The sequence below is a fragment of the Maricaulis sp. genome (assembly GCF_048269565.1).
In the GTDB taxonomy this organism is placed as follows: Bacteria; Pseudomonadota; Alphaproteobacteria; order Caulobacterales; family Maricaulaceae; genus Maricaulis.
On record NZ_JBLXIK010000005.1, the window covers coordinates 201,399 to 217,383 of the forward strand.

Annotated in this window: 19 protein-coding genes; 5 read left to right on the forward strand and 14 right to left on the reverse strand. The window is 64.8% G+C overall.

Features of this window, described 5'->3' with window-relative positions; genetic code table 11:
• The first annotated feature begins 22 nt into the window (after positions 1–22).
• Entirely contained in the window at positions 23–925 is a 903-nt protein-coding gene (locus tag ACN0YL_RS11570) for a hypothetical protein (RefSeq protein WP_417491387.1), read from the forward strand.
• A gap of 4 nt (positions 926–929) precedes the next feature.
• Here the strand turns inward: ACN0YL_RS11570 and ACN0YL_RS11575 are convergent, their stop codons facing one another.
• Positions 930–2,666 carry an ATP-binding protein gene (locus ACN0YL_RS11575; protein ID WP_417491386.1) on the reverse strand — a complete coding sequence of 579 codons (1,737 nt, stop codon included), beginning with the start codon at positions 2,664–2,666 and terminating at the stop codon, positions 930–932.
• A gap of 195 nt (positions 2,667–2,861) precedes the next feature.
• Between ACN0YL_RS11575 and ACN0YL_RS11580 the strand changes: the two genes are divergently transcribed.
• From ACN0YL_RS11580 to ACN0YL_RS11590, 3 genes are all read left to right on the forward strand, one after another.
• Positions 2,862–3,875, forward strand: coding sequence for a hypothetical protein (locus tag ACN0YL_RS11580; RefSeq protein WP_417468871.1), 1,014 nt, complete (start codon positions 2,862–2,864; stop codon positions 3,873–3,875).
• Between the two features lie 207 nt (positions 3,876–4,082).
• Positions 4,083–4,349 carry a hypothetical protein gene (locus tag ACN0YL_RS11585; RefSeq protein ID WP_417498082.1) on the forward strand — a complete coding sequence of 89 codons (267 nt, stop codon included), beginning with the start codon at positions 4,083–4,085 and terminating at the stop codon, positions 4,347–4,349.
• A gap of 65 nt (positions 4,350–4,414) precedes the next feature.
• On the forward strand, positions 4,415–4,834 hold the full coding sequence (locus ACN0YL_RS11590; RefSeq protein WP_417498083.1) for a SufE family protein: 420 nt from the start codon (positions 4,415–4,417) through the stop codon (positions 4,832–4,834).
• Here ACN0YL_RS11590 and ACN0YL_RS11595 read toward each other — a convergent pair.
• From ACN0YL_RS11595 to ACN0YL_RS11655, 13 genes are all read right to left on the reverse strand, one after another.
• A complete protein-coding gene (locus ACN0YL_RS11595; RefSeq protein ID WP_417498084.1) occupies positions 4,831–5,553 on the reverse strand; it encodes a DUF6456 domain-containing protein in 723 nt (240 codons plus the stop codon). The two genes, ACN0YL_RS11590 and ACN0YL_RS11595, sit on opposite strands and share 4 nt — an antisense overlap.
• The gene (locus tag ACN0YL_RS11600; protein ID WP_417491382.1) at positions 5,553–5,894 is read right to left on the reverse strand and encodes a helix-turn-helix domain-containing protein; all 342 of its coding nucleotides are present in this window, start codon (positions 5,892–5,894) and stop codon (positions 5,553–5,555) included. The genes ACN0YL_RS11595 and ACN0YL_RS11600 overlap by 1 nt, the downstream gene beginning before the upstream one ends.
• A 169-nt stretch (positions 5,895–6,063) precedes the next feature.
• Positions 6,064–7,776 (reverse strand): Na(+)/H(+) antiporter subunit D, encoded by a 1,713-nt coding sequence (locus ACN0YL_RS11605; RefSeq protein ID WP_417498085.1) that lies wholly within the window; start codon positions 7,774–7,776, stop codon positions 6,064–6,066.
• Positions 7,769–8,074 (reverse strand): hypothetical protein, encoded by a 306-nt coding sequence (locus tag ACN0YL_RS11610; RefSeq protein WP_417498086.1) that lies wholly within the window; start codon positions 8,072–8,074, stop codon positions 7,769–7,771. The genes ACN0YL_RS11605 and ACN0YL_RS11610 overlap by 8 nt, the downstream gene beginning before the upstream one ends.
• Positions 8,071–9,549, reverse strand: coding sequence for a proton-conducting transporter membrane subunit (locus ACN0YL_RS11615; protein WP_417498087.1), 1,479 nt, complete (start codon positions 9,547–9,549; stop codon positions 8,071–8,073). Before ACN0YL_RS11615 ends, ACN0YL_RS11610 begins: the two co-directional genes overlap by 4 nt.
• Positions 9,550–9,552: 3 nt before the next feature.
• The gene (locus ACN0YL_RS11620; RefSeq protein WP_417498088.1) at positions 9,553–11,076 is read right to left on the reverse strand and encodes a monovalent cation/H+ antiporter subunit D family protein; all 1,524 of its coding nucleotides are present in this window, start codon (positions 11,074–11,076) and stop codon (positions 9,553–9,555) included.
• Positions 11,076–11,528, reverse strand: a complete 453-nt coding sequence (locus ACN0YL_RS11625) for a cation:proton antiporter subunit C (RefSeq protein WP_417491374.1) — start codon at positions 11,526–11,528, stop codon at positions 11,076–11,078. The genes ACN0YL_RS11620 and ACN0YL_RS11625 overlap by 1 nt, the downstream gene beginning before the upstream one ends.
• 1 nt (position 11,529) lies before the next feature.
• Positions 11,530–11,988 (reverse strand): Na(+)/H(+) antiporter subunit B, encoded by a 459-nt coding sequence (locus ACN0YL_RS11630; RefSeq protein ID WP_417498089.1) that lies wholly within the window; start codon positions 11,986–11,988, stop codon positions 11,530–11,532.
• Positions 11,985–12,566: a DUF4040 domain-containing protein gene (locus tag ACN0YL_RS11635; RefSeq protein WP_417491373.1), complete on the reverse strand. Its 582-nt coding sequence runs from the start codon at positions 12,564–12,566 to the stop codon at positions 11,985–11,987. The genes ACN0YL_RS11630 and ACN0YL_RS11635 overlap by 4 nt, the downstream gene beginning before the upstream one ends.
• The gene (gene mnhG, locus ACN0YL_RS11640; RefSeq protein ID WP_417468859.1) at positions 12,563–12,934 is read right to left on the reverse strand and encodes a monovalent cation/H(+) antiporter subunit G; all 372 of its coding nucleotides are present in this window, start codon (positions 12,932–12,934) and stop codon (positions 12,563–12,565) included. The genes ACN0YL_RS11635 and mnhG overlap by 4 nt, the downstream gene beginning before the upstream one ends.
• On the reverse strand, positions 12,934–13,248 hold the full coding sequence (locus ACN0YL_RS11645; RefSeq protein WP_417468858.1) for a monovalent cation/H+ antiporter complex subunit F: 315 nt from the start codon (positions 13,246–13,248) through the stop codon (positions 12,934–12,936). The genes mnhG and ACN0YL_RS11645 overlap by 1 nt, the downstream gene beginning before the upstream one ends.
• Positions 13,248–13,751: a Na+/H+ antiporter subunit E gene (locus ACN0YL_RS11650; RefSeq protein WP_417491372.1), complete on the reverse strand. Its 504-nt coding sequence runs from the start codon at positions 13,749–13,751 to the stop codon at positions 13,248–13,250. Before ACN0YL_RS11650 ends, ACN0YL_RS11645 begins: the two co-directional genes overlap by 1 nt.
• A 162-nt stretch (positions 13,752–13,913) precedes the next feature.
• Entirely contained in the window at positions 13,914–15,005 is a 1,092-nt protein-coding gene (locus ACN0YL_RS11655; RefSeq protein ID WP_417498090.1) for a DUF2336 domain-containing protein, read from the reverse strand.
• A 381-nt stretch (positions 15,006–15,386) separates the two neighbouring features.
• Between ACN0YL_RS11655 and rnk the strand changes: the two genes are divergently transcribed.
• The gene (gene rnk / locus ACN0YL_RS11660) at positions 15,387–15,830 is read left to right on the forward strand and encodes a nucleoside diphosphate kinase regulator (protein WP_417498091.1); all 444 of its coding nucleotides are present in this window, start codon (positions 15,387–15,389) and stop codon (positions 15,828–15,830) included.
• The last annotated feature ends 155 nt before the right edge of the window (positions 15,831–15,985 follow it).

Here is a 15,985-nt window from a genome sequence, read left to right on the forward strand (position 1 = left end):
CTCGGATGTTCGGGGAATTGAGATGCGCCGCGCCTGTCACGCCATGGCCCTGGGCCTGTTTGTCCTCACCGGCGCTGCCGGAGCCCAGAACGCCGACTTGATCTATGGCGAACGGACAGCGGCACTGGCGATGGACAGCCATTGCGGCCTGTTTACCGACCGCCAGCGCGCCGCCCTCGATGCCGCCCGGCTGCAGGCACGCGGTGCCTTGCTGCGCAGCGGGATCACCCCGGCACAGATCCGAGATTATGGCGCCGAATTCGCCAGCGAAGCGCGCGAACTCGCCTGCGATTCCGAGGCCGTGCTGGCGATGCGGGCCCGGGTATTGACCGCGTTCGAGGGCTATCTGCGCGTCCCCAACATGACCTTCCCCGGCACGGCCTTCTCCTGGCTGGCCGACCGCCAGATTCTCACCGATCAACCGGTCTGGGCCCTCGTCCAGGATACCGGCCGCATCCGCGCGGGCGTCAGCCGCGTCGATGGCGATATCCGCTTTACCATCGCCCTGCCGGATGGCGGCGACTATATCTCGGCCATTCTGGTGATGCGCCATACCGAGCGCGCGCCTGATCTCTATGACCCGACCATGAGTGGCATGTTTCCCGGCCCCGCCAATGCCAGCTGGGCCCGATGGACACCGCCCGACTATGCGCGCCGGATGGTGTGGGCCAGTGACCAGATAAGCGGGCCAGCCGCCGATGCCCTCGCCGGCAGCGCGCAAGGGCATGTGTTCCGCTTCCCGCTCGCGGTGGTGCAACACCTCGATGCGCTCGACCCGCGCGAGACGGCCCGGATCGATTTCATGAATCGCAATGGCGAACGGATAACGTCGGAATATTTCGAGATCGGCGACTTTGCGGCGGCGGTCGCTTTCCTGCGCGCAGCCATTGACGAAAACACCCCGATCGAACTGCCCGAAAGCTGACGGTTCAGGCCGCACCGGCCGTGGCCGCAAGCGTCTGGGATGCCTCCTGGGCACGTTCGATCTGCTGATGCACGTCGAGCCGGTGCAGCGTGTCCACCTGGCCCATCGCCTGTTCCAGAACGGGCAGGGTGACGGTGATCGTGGTGCCGACGCCCTTGGCGCTGGCAATCGACATTGCACCGCCATGCAGCCCCGCCAGCGCCCGCACAAGGGACAGGCCAAGCCCGGTACCGCGCGTATCGACTTCGCGCGCACTCGCAGCCTGGCGATAGGGCTGGCCGAGCCGGGCGGCTTCCTGCGGATCGATGCCGACGCCGCTATCGCCCACCGCCAGGACCAGATCGGACCCGGAGGCCCGGGCCATCACCACGACGGCGCCGCCTTCCGGCGTGAATTTCACGGCGTTGGAGAGAAGGTTGAGCATGATCTGGCGCAGCGCCTTGCGGTCGGCATTGACGCGGATCGGCTGCTCACCGGCCTCGACCGTCAGGCTCAGCCCGGCTTCCTCGGCCTGCAGCCGCATCATCTTGACGCTCAGCCCGACCACTTCGGAAATGTCGAAGCTCTCGCGCGACAATTCATAGCTGTCGGCCTCGATCTTCGACATGTCGAGCACATCGCCGATCAATTCCATCAGGTGCTGGCCGCTCTCATGGATCAGGTCGGCATATTCGGCATAACGCGCCGGCATCGGGCCAAACAGGCGTGCCTTCATGACATCGGAGAAGCCGATGATCGCATTGAGCGGTGTGCGCAGCTCGTGACTGACCGAGGCGAGGAATTGCGATTTCGCGCGGGCCTCTTCCAGCGCCAGCGCGCGGGCCTCTTCTGCCTCGCGCAGGGCATTCTCGGTCTCGGCGCTGTGATCGCGCGCAATCACCGCCACCGACCCGCCGGCAATCGGACGGGCGTCGAGGCGGACGCGTTCGGCATGGCCCTTCGCGCCACGAACGCTGAGAAATTCGGACAGCGGACGCGTCGCGGCGCGGCGGCCGGCACCGGCCAGCTCGGCGCGATCCTCGTCCTCGAAGCCGAGATCGGCAACGGGCAGATTGTTCAGTTCGCGCGGCAGGCCGGGCGATAATTCGCGCACGCCCCGGGAGACGGCGAGAATATTGCCGTCGGCGTCACAGGCCAGCAGCGCTGCCGGCGCCGCATCAAAGGCCCGGCCGCGCACGCGGCCATGTTCGGCCTCACGGCTGGCGGCGTCATTGGCGCGGATTGACCGGATGGCGGCGCAGGCGAACCCATAGGCCACGACCAGCACGACACCGAGCACGAAGGGAAGATGGTATTCGACCGCGATCAATTGCGGCTGCACGAAAGCGGTCAGCTGCATGCCGGTCACGATCAGGGCCGCCAGGCCCGACATGGCACCGGCCTTGACGATGGCCTCGCGATCACCACCCGCCGCCGCCATCGCCGGCGCCAGCAGGAAGGCGAGTACGCCGGTGCCGGTGACACCGCCGGCCGTGATGGCAACGATTGCCGCCAGTGCCGTCCACAGCATGGCAAGCACGAAGCGTTCGAATGAACGGTCGAGCCGCGGCGCCAGTACCAGGCCCGCAATCGCAGGGAAGGCAACGCCGAGCAAACCGGCCGCATTGATCCAGGCCGGCCCGTCGAGGATCGGCCAGAGTTGCGGCGCGGCGACAGCCACCGTCGCAATCCAGATCAGATTGGCAACGGGTCCGCCCCGGCGGGCAATCCAAGCAGCGATATCTCGTTTTGGTTTTTGCATCTTTTCCTGTTGCGACTCAGCGCAAACCCTTGCCTGCAATCTTTGCCTCCGGCGTTAACAAATGCTGAATCTTAAACTTTGCCCGTTTACCGTTTGGAGCTGGAAAGCCTGTCTCTGATCTGTGCATTTCCGGACTTGGAGACCGGGGCTGTCCGGGGCACACTGTCAGCTCCCAGGGTTATGGAGGCTAGACCCATGTTGATATCCATCCTCGCAGCGCTTGCATTGACTACCGCGCTCCAGGACGAGGGGCAGGACGACAGCACGATGGCGCGCGCTCCGGTGCTGCAACTCGACGCCGTCGAGACGCCGGCTGCCGATCCGGTCCGCGCCGCCGCGGGCGATTACGCTGCGTATCATGGCGTCGTCGCCGACCTGCGCTCCGCCCCGATCGGCTCGGGCGAGGACCTCGACTCGGCGATGGACCGGCTGACCGCCTTTTATGTTCATGATCGCCTGGTGCGCGCCTGGATCGCCTACACGGCAATGATCGCCGCCCAGCACCCGGAATATCTCGATGATGTCCGCGAGCTCGCCGATTATTATGGCGAACAGGCCGCGATGTCCGGCCTGCTCTATGATCCCACCTATGCGATCAGCTTCACCCATGCCGATACCGCCGAGGCCTCGGTGGTCGACGCGCTCGAGCGTGACAGTGCAGGCATCCGCGAGGTTTCCGACCGCTACCGCGCCGCCGCCTATGACCTGCAATCCACCCGCTGGGCCCAGGCGCGTTCCGGCAATCGGCGCGACCGCCTCTCCGCCCTCGAGAATGCCGGCTCGGGACCGAGCGTGCCGCTGAGCAATGAATTCCTGCTCTCGCTCGACACGGGTCTGGACGGCGTCGTCCCGGCCTCGGCGCTTTACGAGCACCCGGAAATTGCGCGCATGGGCGCCTATACGACGCCGCAACTCTCCCTGACCGTGGGCGACGCGGCGGTGGATCCTGACCGCGATCGCATCGGGCGCATCCTGTCGGTCGCTGCACTGCAGGCGATCTCCAATGACCCGACCCAGTCGAGCGAGCTGGTCAATGCCCTGCTCTCGGATCCGGTCGTGGAACGTTGCCTGACCTGGGCGCGTCTGGACCTGCAACAATGCGTCGCCGCCGGGCATTTCAAGTATGAGGACAGTTTCTGCATCGCCGAACATGCCCTGCTCGATGTCAGCCGCTGCCTCGGCGTCTCTGCCGCGACAGGGACGGACTGACCGTAGGCCGTGCGCACGGCGCAAAGGTTAACGAAAAGTGTACCGATCAGGGACAACATCAAATTTTAGATAAAAATAATGCTTCAGTTTCGCACGCTGTTTTCGCTAAACCCCGTAATCGCGTGCAATAGCTGAAAACCTGACCTAGCCTCGATCCTGCAACTGATGTCGGTACGCCCGGCAACGGTGTTGGTATGAGGTTTGGTGATGATGTTCTTTCTGCGCGCTGCTTTCTGGCTGGCCATTGTGTCGGTGTTTGTCCCCCGTGATTTCGCGGGTGAAGGCTTCGCCTTGCAGTTCAACACGGCGTCCACCCAGATTGATGCCGGCGAAGCCGTCAGTGACTGGTGTCTCGACCGCGAAGCGATCTGCGAGGCCGGCGCCGAGGCGATGCAGCTTGGCGGCTTCCTTGCCGGTTTTGCTGCCAACCGGATCGAAGCGGCCATCGATGAACGCGAGATGGCGAATTCCTGAACCGCGCGCGGCCCTGACCGCATCTGCGCCTTGATCCTGTCCGCAGCGCGCCTTAACTCGCTGGGATGACCCAAAGCTCAATCCAAGCCGAAATCGAAGATCTGGTCGAGGAATTCGACCTGCTGGACGACTGGGAACAGCGCTATCGCTACCTGATCGACATGGGTAAGGCCCTGCCCGCCCTGCCCGAGGCGGAGCGCACCGAGGACAGCCGCGTCAAAGGCTGTGTCAGCCAGGTCTGGCTGATCGTGGAGCCCGGCGAGAATGATTGTCTCGAATTCCGCGCCGACAGCGACGCCCACATCGTGCGCGGCCTCGCGGCCCTGCTGCTGCGCCTGTATTCGGGGCGCAGCCGGGAGGAGATCCTGTCGGTTGATGCGCGCGAGGTGCTGACCCGGATCGGCTTGTCGGAACATCTCTCGCCGCAGCGCTCCAACGGCCTCAATTCAATGATCGGGCGGATCCGCACAGCGGCCGGCGCCTAGGGCGTCATGCCGTAATGCCGGGCCAATTGCTGCAGCGCCAGTTTCAGCACGGTCCGGCCTGAGCGCTGCGCCCAGCCAAAGCGGCGCTCGATGGCGCTGATCCCCTCCCCGCGGATGCATACCGCCATCAGGACCGGCTCCAGCCCGGTGCCGACAGCCGCCAGCGCATCCATGACCCTATCCTTGGCCGCGATCGCCGCCAGCGGCGCCGCGTCGGGCCCGCCGCGCCAGCCTTTCTGACGGGCGGGCGCGTTCAGCTCCCAGTTGCGCGTCGTCTGCTGGTGCAGGCTGGAGCGGGCATGATCGGCGCAGAAGCGCTCGGCCGCAGCCAGCTCGACCCGGTCGAGATGCGCCGTCCAGCGCCCGAGCGTGCCTTCGCGGGTATTCACCTGCACCGGCTGCAGCCGCCCGTCCTGGCCGAGAATGGATGTCGCGGCCATGGCGCGGTGCTGGCTGGCGAACGCACCGCCCTGCCCGCGCCGCAACGCCGCCCGGCCCGCCTTGCCCAGACCGACCTGATCGCCAACCTGGTGCAACAGGCCGCTGGCCAGGGCCTGGCGCACTTGCGCCGCATCAAGGCGCGCCAGCGGCCGGCGGCGGCGGTCACCGCCGGGATAGACGGCGAAGCCGCCTCCTGCTTCGCGGCAGGGCTTGAGCGCCGCTCCTTCGCGCGCCAGACAACGCAGCCAGCGCGGCAGGTCTGGTGACGGCGCCGGCATCACTCCGGCTCGCCCGGCTGCGGCGCGGACCGCAAACAGGCCTCCAGCGCGTCCATCGACTGGTCAAAGCCGCGATCATCACGCCGGTCCTCGATCCGGTGGCAGGCATGGGCGGCCGTCGAGCGGTCGCGGCCAAAGGCCTGGGCGACCCGGGACAGCGACAGTTCAAAGGCGATATGGGCGAGATACATGGCGGCCTGGCGGGCGAAGGCGGCCTCGCGCGAGCGGCGCGTCGGGGCCTCGAGTTCGTCCGGCGGGACGCCAAAAGCATAGGCAACAGCACTCTGGGCCAGACGGGCCCGGGCGACATCATCGTTCGCCCTTGAAATTTCTTGCGTCATCTTGCGCTCCCGGTCTTCACGAACCGGGACGCCCTTTCCGTCGTCCCGGCCCGCCCATGCTAGGAGGGCCACACCCAGGTGGGGATAATATTCCTAAAACTGTAGCATGGGAAGGCCGCGCAACCCATGCGTGTTGCGCGGCCAGTCCGAGTATTAATTGATTGAAATTCTAGGCGGAAAAATAAGCGATGATCAGAACGATGGCGAGGAGCGCACTGGTCCAGATCGCAAGCATCCCACTGGGGATATCTCTGCTCAGAGCACCCATAGGACTGAATACCTGATACAGCCGGCCACCGATTCCGCTCATCAAACGGCCCCAGCTATTGCCCGCCGCCGCCGAGAGCCGATCGAGCATCAGCCAGGCCCAGCGCGCCAGCCCATCGCCGAAGCGGCGGTAGAGCCAGTCCGTGTCCAGATTGACCGAGCGCTTCTCCTCCGGATAGGCGCCGAGCTTGAGCAGCAGGGCGAAGGCGAAGATCGCCCCGATCAACAGCTGCATCTGCCCGACGACATGGTCGAAGGCATAGGGCTGGTAGATCGCGTTCTGATACGGCAGCAAGTCATAGAGCTTGCCGTAATTGACCCCGAGATAGATGCACAGCAAGGCCCCCAGCCCCATCGCCATCAGCATGTTGACCGGCGCCTCGCGGACCCGGTGGCCACGGTCATGACTGAAGAAGGCGAAGAAGGGGATCTTGATGCCCGAGTGTTCCAGCACCCCGGCCGAGGCGAAGACGAGGGCGATCCAGACCAGCCATTGCCCGTCCTGGGCCACGGCCGCCAGGATCATCGACTTGGCGACGAAACCGGAAAACAGCGGGAAGGCCGAAATCGAGGCCGAGCCGACAAGACAGAACACCGCCGTTGCCGGCATGGACTTGAACAATCCGCCGAGCTCGGACGCCTTGACCGTGCCAACCCGCATCAGGACCGCGCCCATGCTCATGAACAACAGGCCCTTGTAGAGGATGTGGACAAAGGCGTGCGCGGCGGCACCATTGATCGCCAGTTCGGTACCGATGCCGATCCCCACGACCATGAAGCCGAGCTGGTTGTTGAGCGAATAGGCCAGCACCTTGCGCAGGTCGTTTTCGACCACGGCGAAGAAGACCGGGAAGATCGTCATGATGGCGCCGATATAGATCAGGCTGTCCTCGCCCGCGAAGCCGCGCGCCAGGGCATAGACCGCCATCTTGGTGGTGAAGGCCGAAAGGATCACCGTGCCGACCACCGTCGCCTTGGGATAAGCGTCCTGCAGCCAGTTGTGCAGGAAGGGGAAGGCGCACTTGATGCCGAAGGCGATGAAGATCAGGAAGCCACCCGGCGTGTCGAGACCGATATGCTCGAAGGCCCAGCTGCCGGTCTCGCCGGCATGGATGACGGCGCCGGTCAGCAGCAGCACGCCCGACAACACGTGGATCGCCAGATAGCGCAGGCCGGCCTTGGTCGCCGCCTTGTTGCGCGCGCTCCAGATCAGGAAGACCGAAGAGATCGCGGTCACTTCCCAGAACAGGAACAGCGTCATCAGATCGCCGGCGAAGACAGCGCCGAGCGCGCCGCCGGCATAGATCAGTCCGGCCGCGTCGGTAACGCGATCCTTCTCATGCAGGCCGTACAGCCCGTTGAGAAAGGCCGCGATGATGAAGATCAGGCCCCAGATACGGCTGAGTGGGTCATAGCGCAGGGTTTCAAGCGTGAATCCGCCGAACTCGATAATCCCGTAACTCCCGATATCGAGCGAATACCAGCACAGCCCGGCCAGGACCGGCGCCACCAGCGCCAGCACCTTGCGGACCATATTGTTCGGGACGACGGCCGCGATCAGCCCGGCAATGATGATCGGCAGGGCGGGCGAAATATTGCCGAACAGCTCACTCATCGCCAGCCTCCCCGTCCCAGTAATTCTCCTCGCGGCCGAGGAAGCGGCGGATAATGAACCAGCCCCCCATCACGGCCAGCACGAAGCTGCCGAAGCCGGTCAGGGCGTAAAAGCCCGGCGTCTGGGCGAATTCCAGATATTCATGGCGATGATGGAAGAAATCGATCGCGCCCAGCCCGATCGCCAGCAGCCCGAACACCCAGACCAGGCTGGAAGTGAACCAGTTCGATTCCAGCCACAGAAACGGTCGCGCGAGCGGATGGATGAGATCGTCTTTTTTGCTCGATTTCTGGCTCATAGGGCTGTCTCGACAATCGCGACCGGTTCAAACACAGGCAGGAGATAATCCCGCAGCGGGCCGATCAGGAAGAACAGGATGATGACGCCGGCCGCCGTGATCACCGGCGGCAGGATCACCAGCATCGGCGCCGGCTTTTTCAGCCGTGTCTCTTCGGGCGGCTCGAAATACCCGCGCGCCGACAGCGGCAGCAGGTAGGCGATATTGAGCAGGGATGATGCAATCAGCGCTGCCGCCAGAATGACATGGCCGGACTCGAATGTGCCCTGGAGCAGGAAAAGTTTCGGCCACATGCCCGCCAGTGGCGGCAGGCCGATGATCGACAGCGCCCCGATGGTATAGGCGCCGAACAGCCAAGGCATGTGCCGGCCGAGACCGCGCATCTGCGAGATATTGGTCTTCTTGGTCGCGGTATAGATCGCACCGGCGCTCATGAAGAGCGTGATCTTGGCCCAGGCGTGCATCACGATCTGCAGCGCCCCGCCCAGCATGGCCAGGGGCGAGCCGAGCATCACCGCCAAGGTGACATAGGAGAGCTGACTGATCGTCGAGAAGGCAAGCCGGGCTTTGAGATTATCCTTGGTCCAGGCGATCATCGAGGCCAGCACGATGGAGCCGGCCGCGATCCAGGCCAGCGGCAGCGAGGTCGGTGTCGCCACGATCAGAGCCGGTCCGAAGATATAGACACCGACCTTCAGCATCGCGAACACGCCCGCCTTCACAACCGCCACCGCGTGCAGGAAGGCGGAAACCGGCGTCGGGGCGACCATGGCATTGGGCAGCCAGGGGTGGACCGGCATCAGCGCGGCCTTGCCGATACCGAAGGCGAACATCACCAGCAATATGCCGGCAATCAATGGCGTCGCCTCGTTGAGCGCCAGCAATCCGCCGGCAACGAAATCGGTCGATCCGGCAATGAATTGCGTCGCGATGACGGCCGGCAGCAACAGGCCGATCGAGGTGCCCAGCAGGATGGTCAGATAGATCCGGCCGCCGCGCCGTGCCGCCGCATCGCCCTTGTGGGTGACGAGCGGATAGGTCGACAGCGTGAGCACTTCGTAGAAGACGAACATCGTCAACAGATTGCCCGACAGCGCCACGCCCATGGCGGCGGCGATGGCGATGCAGAAACAGACATAGAAACGCGTCTGGTTCTTCTCGTTATTGCCGCGCATATAGCCGATGGAATACAGCGAATTGATCAGCCACAGCCCGCTCGCCACGGCCGCGAACAGCGCGCCGAGCGGCTCGAGCGTGAAGCGCAGTTCCAGACCCGGCGCGATCGAGGCCAGGATCAGGGTCGGATGGTCCGGCGCGATCTCGACCAGATAGGCGATATTGAGCGCCAGCAGGACGCCGGCGACGAGGGTTGCGCCCTCGCGGAAATTCGGGCGCGAGCCCAGCAGTGCGACCATGACGCCGCCCAGCGACGGAATCGCCAGGGCCAGTGCCAGGGCAAGTTCGGGAGTCCACATGGTCTAGCGCCCTCCCATCATGGCTTCCGCGGCCGTCCGCGCCAGATAGACGAGCGGGGCGGCGTTGAAGAAGAAATAGACATTGGCAATGGCCAGGATCGACATCGGCACCACGGCCGCCCAGGGCGCCATGGTCGTCTTCATCGCCTTGCCCTGGTGGCTCGGCGGCTCCTGCATCCAGATCGCCATCAGCATGCGGCCGACATAGACCAGCGCCAGCAGCGAGGAGAGGATCAGCGCCGCCACAGCCCACCACCAGTCACGGTCGAGCGCGGCCAGGATCAGATACCATTTCGAGGTGAAGCCGACCGTCAGCGGCACGCCGACCAGCGACAGGCCGGCAATGGTGAAGGCGCTGGCGGACACCGGCATGGTGCGGCCAAGCCCGTTGAGGCTGTCCATGCTGCGCACCCCGAATTTGAGGGCGAAGGCACCGAGCGCCATGAACAGCGCCCCCTTCATCATCGCGTGGTTCATCAGGTGCAGCATGCCGGCCGACAGGCCCGCCTGGGTGCCGATGCCGAGACCGAGCATCATGTAGCCGACCTGGGCGACCGATGAATAGGCCAGCACCCGGCGCGGGTCGTTCTGGAAAATCGCCTGCACCGAGGCGACGATCATGCCGACCGTGCCGAGCACGGCGAAGATCCAGGTAAAGGAGATCGCCACAAAGCTGACTTCCGGGTGGAAGACCGAGAATACGAAGCGGATCAGGACGTAGAAGGCCACTTTCGTCGCGGTCGAGGCGAGGAAGGCGGTGACGAAATTCGGCGCGAAGGCGTAGGCATTGGGCAGCCAGACATGCAGCGGGAACATCGCCGCCTTCAGGCCGAGCCCGACCACGATGAAGGCGAAGGCCGCCTCGGTGACCCTTGTATGGCCATTCTCCGCCAGCACGCGGGCGATATCGGCCATGTTGAGCGTGCCGGTCGCCATGTAGAGGAAGCCGACGCCGATCACGAAGAAGGTCGCGCCGATCGTGCCGAGAATGAGGTAGTTGTACGAGGCCGTCAGCGCCCGGCGATCCTTGCCGCCGCCCATTGCCACGAGGGCGTAGGTCGCGAGCGAGGAGACTTCCAGGAAGACGAAGACATTGAAGGCATCGCCGGTAATGGTGACGCCGAGCAGGCCGGTGAAGCAGACCAGGAAGGCGGCATAGAACATCGCCCGCTTGCCCGGCTCGATCTCGTCGGCCACGGTTGGCAGGGCGTAGATCGTGCACAGCAGGCCAACCAGGCCAACCAGCAGCAGGATCGGGACGTTCAGCGCATCAACGCGATACTCGATCCCGAGCGGCGGCGCCCAGCCGCCGAGATGATAGCTGATCACGCCCGCCGACGAGATCTCGCCCATCAGGACCAGGGCCAGGATCGCAACCGCGATCACCGCAAGCAGGGACACGCCCCAGGCCAGACGGCCATTGGGCATCAGGGCCGCGACCGGTGCGAGGATCAGCGGCACCACGACCAGCAGCACGGGCGCATGCGCGGCGATGGCCGCGGGCAGAAGATGAGCCAGAAATTCCATCAGCCGGCGGCTCCTGTCTCACGCGAATAGTCGGCAGTATTCAAGGCATCATCCTCAATCACCCCATAGGCCTCGCGGATGCGGACCACCAGGGCCAGCCCGACCGACAGGGTCGCGACGCCAACCACGATGGCGGTCAGGATCAGCACGTGCGGCAGGGGGTTGGCATAGATCACCGCCTCGGCGGCATGACCGGCTGCAGCAGCCCCGTGTTCAACAACCGCAGCACCGTGATCGCCGGCGTCCGGCGCATGGTGCTCGGCCACGATCGGCGGCTGGCCACCGAACACCTTGGCCATATTGATGTAGAACAGGCAGACCGAGGTCTGGAACAGCGACAGGCCGACCAGGCGCTTGACCAGATTGCCGGTCGCAAACACGACATACAGCCCCGTCATCATCAGGATCAGGATCGGGATGTAGTTGAAACGTTCGAGCAGCATATCGAGCATTTTACCAGTCCTCGTCCGCAATATCGGGGATCCGCCCTGCGAAGGCGTAGAACACCGACAGCATCACCGAAGAGACCGTCAGCAACACCCCGATCTCGACCAGCATGATGCCGTAATGCTGCCCGGTGTGATGGCCCTGGTCGGGATGCAGGGCGTCATAGTCGAGGAAATTCAGCGCTTCGCCGGCACCGTCCATCAACATCGCGGCAACACCGACACCGGCATAGAGCAGTACGCCCAAGGCCGCGCCATAGCGGATCGCCACCGGCGGCACGGCGCGCTGGGCCTCGTCGATTCCGAAGATCAGCGCGTAGAGGATGACCGCGACGGCGAGGATGACGCCGGCCTGGAAGCCGCCGCCCGGGCCGAAATCACCATGAAATTGCACGTAAAAGCCGAACACCACGATCACCGGGATCAGCAGTTTGGAAACGACACTCAGGATCAGATGTGGATTCACGACGCCGCCTTTCCCTTCTTGCTCTTCGCCTTGGGCTCACGGCGCCGGGTCCCGAAACCCAGCAGCAGGACAACACCGAGACCGGCGGTGAAGATCACCATGGTCTCGCCGAGCGTGTCATAGCCGCGATAGCTGGCCAGCACGGCGGTGACGATATTGGGCACCGCGATGTCCTCGGGGGTGCGCTCGAGATATTGCCGCCCGACATAGGAATTGGCCGGAGATTCAGCATCGCCATAGACCGGCATGTCGGGCACGGCGTACAGCAGCGCCGCCCCGGCGGTCACCACGACAGCGAGCGCCGCCCAGTGCCGCGACGCCTTGGTCGGCTCGCTCTCGCGCGCGGTCAGCAGCATCGCGCCGAGCAGCAGCACGGTCGAGATACCGGCGCCGACGGCCGCTTCGGTGAAGGCGACATCGACCGCATCCAGCGAGACGAACCAGGCCGCCGAGAGCAGGCTGTAGACGCCCATCAGCATCACGATCGCGAACAGATTGCGCAGCCGGACAATCGCGATCCCGACCGCAAACAACATCGCCATCAGGGCATAGTCGAGATATTGGGTGAGATCGCTCATGCCTGCCCCTCCTCCTGCCCGCGTTCACGCGGATGCTTCGGCTTGAAGTGGGCCAGGTCCGGCTTGTGCCCCGCCCGGTGCGCCGCATTGGCGACAGCATGGGTCGCCGTCGGGCTGGTCAGGAAGAGCAGCAACGCCACCAGGGCCAGCTTGGCCACGGTCTGCCAGTCACCCGCCTGGAAGATCAGCCCCATGATGATGAGTTCGGCGCCGAGCGTGTCGGTGACGCCGGCCGCATGCATCCGGGTGTAGAAATCCGGCAGGCGGATGACGCCGATGGCGCCGGCAAGCACGAAAACGAGCCCGACCGACATCGAGGCGACACTGATCGCAAACAGGAGATGGTGTCCGATTTCAGCCAGGGTCATCAATCATCCTCCCCGTCGATGGCGCGGCGCAAGGACATCTGCGCCAGGGCAATATCGAGCGAGCGGTAGCGGAAGAATTTCAGGATCGCGATGGTCGAGACGAAATTGATCAGGGCGTAGAGCATGGCGATGTCGATCGCATCCTGGCGCCCGGAGATCGCGCTGAAGACCAGCAGGAACAGGATCGTCTTGGTGCCAAAGGAATTGGCCGCCAGCACGCGGTCATACAGTGTCGGCCCGGCAAACAGGCGCGCCAGCATGATCGCCATCGCGCCGGCCATGCCGAGCGCAATGATGAAATTGAACAGACCCATTACAGAACCTTCCGCTTGCCATCAGACGCAATGTCGGACCGGCTGCCCATCTCGGCGAAACCGGCCGGATCGGTGAAGCTGGTGTCGAGCGCATGGACCAGGAATCCGTCCTCCTCGACATCGATCGTCACCGTGCCCGGCGTCAGCGTGATTGAATTGGCGAAGACGGCATGGCCGAGGCCGGAGCGCTGCTCGGCCGGCACACGCACCAGGCGCGGCTCGACATCAATGGCCGGCTTCATCACCAGGCGCAATACGGCGAAATTGGCCGCCAGGATCTCGCCGCCGAGCCAGATCCAGTAGGGCACCAGCGACCAGGCCGGCAGCAGCGGCACCGTCTCGCGGTCGAGGATGCGCATACGCGCCGCCAGGGCGACCGCGCCGATCACGCTCAGGATACCGAAACCGATCACCAGCGGGTAATCACCGGACAGCGTGTACTGGCCCGACAAGGTCAGCCAGAGCAGGACAAGTATGACCGTCAAACCGACGCCGTAAGTCATGGAAACTCCCCGCACGTATTCGCCTGAACCTCGGCTTTTAACCCGACATACCGGCCTTGGCCAGACAAGCCGGGCGGCAAGCGCAGATGATCGCTACCGCAGGAGGCGGCAGGCGGTTTCACGTCAGGGGTGAGTTGCGGCAGCGGGCCTTGAAAATGCCGCTCAGCGGCGCTCGGCATCCTCGAAGGTGAGGTTCCAGTAGCGCAGCACAGTCTGGGCCTTTTCCACAGACAGACTGTCATAGACCTTGCGCGCAGGCTCGACCGAATCGTCCTGGGCCGGGCGCCCGAGACCGGTCCAGAGTCCCTGGAAACTGGTCCATTTGAGACCGGTCGCCTTGCACAGGATCGCCAGCGGCTCGCCGGCCATATCGTCGATCATGCGCAGCAGCAGACGTTTGTGGATCGCGGCCAGTGTCGCGATTTCCGACACGAGCTCTTGCTGCGCCCCTTCGACGCAGAAGGCGTCGATTGCCCCCTCCAGCGAACCATAGGGGCTCAGCCCGGCGGCCTCGCGATTGCGCTGGCGGCGGTCGATATAGCGCAGCACCCGCGTCACCAGCGGATCGTCCCAGCCCTCCTTCGAGACCATCGGGAAAATGTCCTCGGTCGAATCGATCAGAATGGTGCGGTCGACGGCGAAGCGCTCGAGAATCTGGAAACGTTCGGCATGTTCACAGTCCCAGAACAGGCGGAAGGCCTGGGCCGGGCGCAATTCCTCGCGGCGGATCAGCAGGGCCGCATAGCGCACCTCGTCCTGGGCCGCGCCGACCAGACGGTCGACGGTCGGTGCGGCCAGCGCCGTGGTCTTGTTCTTGAGAACGCATTCCACCACCGGCGGCTCACCCGCCGAGACCAGCGCGGCCGAGATGATCTCGCTGATATTCTCACGCCGCGCGATCGCCATGCGATGCTGCAGCGTTCCCGCCTGCACGATCTCGAGCAGGTCAAAATCGGTCAGGGCGCGGGAATCCTCGAGAATCGGTTCGGCGACCTCGTACTCGTCGCAGGCCAGCACGCGCAGCAGGCGGCCGGGCGCCTCGACCAGCCCCGCCAGACGGCGGGCGCAGCGCTGGCGCACCGTGACATCAGAGGCCTTGAGAATATCGAACAGCAGGTCGGCAACGATCCAGCGCTCGCGCGGCGTCAGGCGGCTCGAAGGCAGGCCGACAATATCGGCCAGCCGACGCGCCAGCACATCCCGCGCGCGGCGCGGGGCTTCGTGTATCAATTCCAAGGGTTCGGCGTTCGCCATCCCGGCCGGTCCAGTCCATTCAGTTCATGCCGCCAGCATGGCCCGCTCTTGTTAATGAATGGTGCGTTCGCCCGCCGGTCCGGCCATCGGCGGCACAAGGCCGGTCCGCTTGACTTTGCCCGGGCAAAGGCTGAGATTCACGGCATGAACGCGATCCATCACCGGCTTCCGACATCTTACAGGGCATGCCCCATCGCGGGCATCTGACCCTCGGCCCGGTCGCGTCGCGCCCCGGTCGAGGGGTATAGCTCGCCCTGAGCATTGCGCCGTCCGCAATGCCGACAGCGCAGCCCGATACGCGACACAATTCCCCAATCTCAATTTTGACCGCGGCGGCACCGGAGGTGCGCCGGCGGTCAGGCTTTATGACGAGGTCAGCCCATGGCTCCCGCTACCAGACGAAAACTCAAACCGGCGATCACCCTGACTCGTTCCGATCATGAACGCTTGTGGCGACTGGCCGAATCCCTGCCCGACAGCGCCGCCAATGTCGCCGATCCGCTGCTGGCCGAACTCGACCGCGCCCGCATCGTCGCTGACAACAAGATCGCAGCCAAGGTCGTGCGCATGGGCTCCAGCCTGTGCTTCACCAGCGAACTCGGCGACGAAAAGCACGTCACGCTGGTCTACCCCGGCGAAGCCGATATCGAAGCCGGCAAGGTCTCGATCCTGACGCCGATCGGGGCTGCCCTGATCGGTCTGTCGGCCGGCCAGACCATCGACTGGGCCGCCCGCGACGGCCGCGTTCGCCGCCTCACGGTGAACAGCGTCACCCAGCCCGGCGATGCCGCCAAGGCCAAGGTATCCCACGCATTGCAGCCGTAAGCGGACGGCAGGAGGGGGGCGCCGGTGATCAAAGAACGCCGCCGGCTGACGCCGCTTATCCCCGCCATCCAACAATTTTCCCACGTCATCCCGGCGAAGGCCGGGACCTCGACATGGCAGGGTCGGAGCCCGGTCGTTCGAGGTCCTGACTGGCG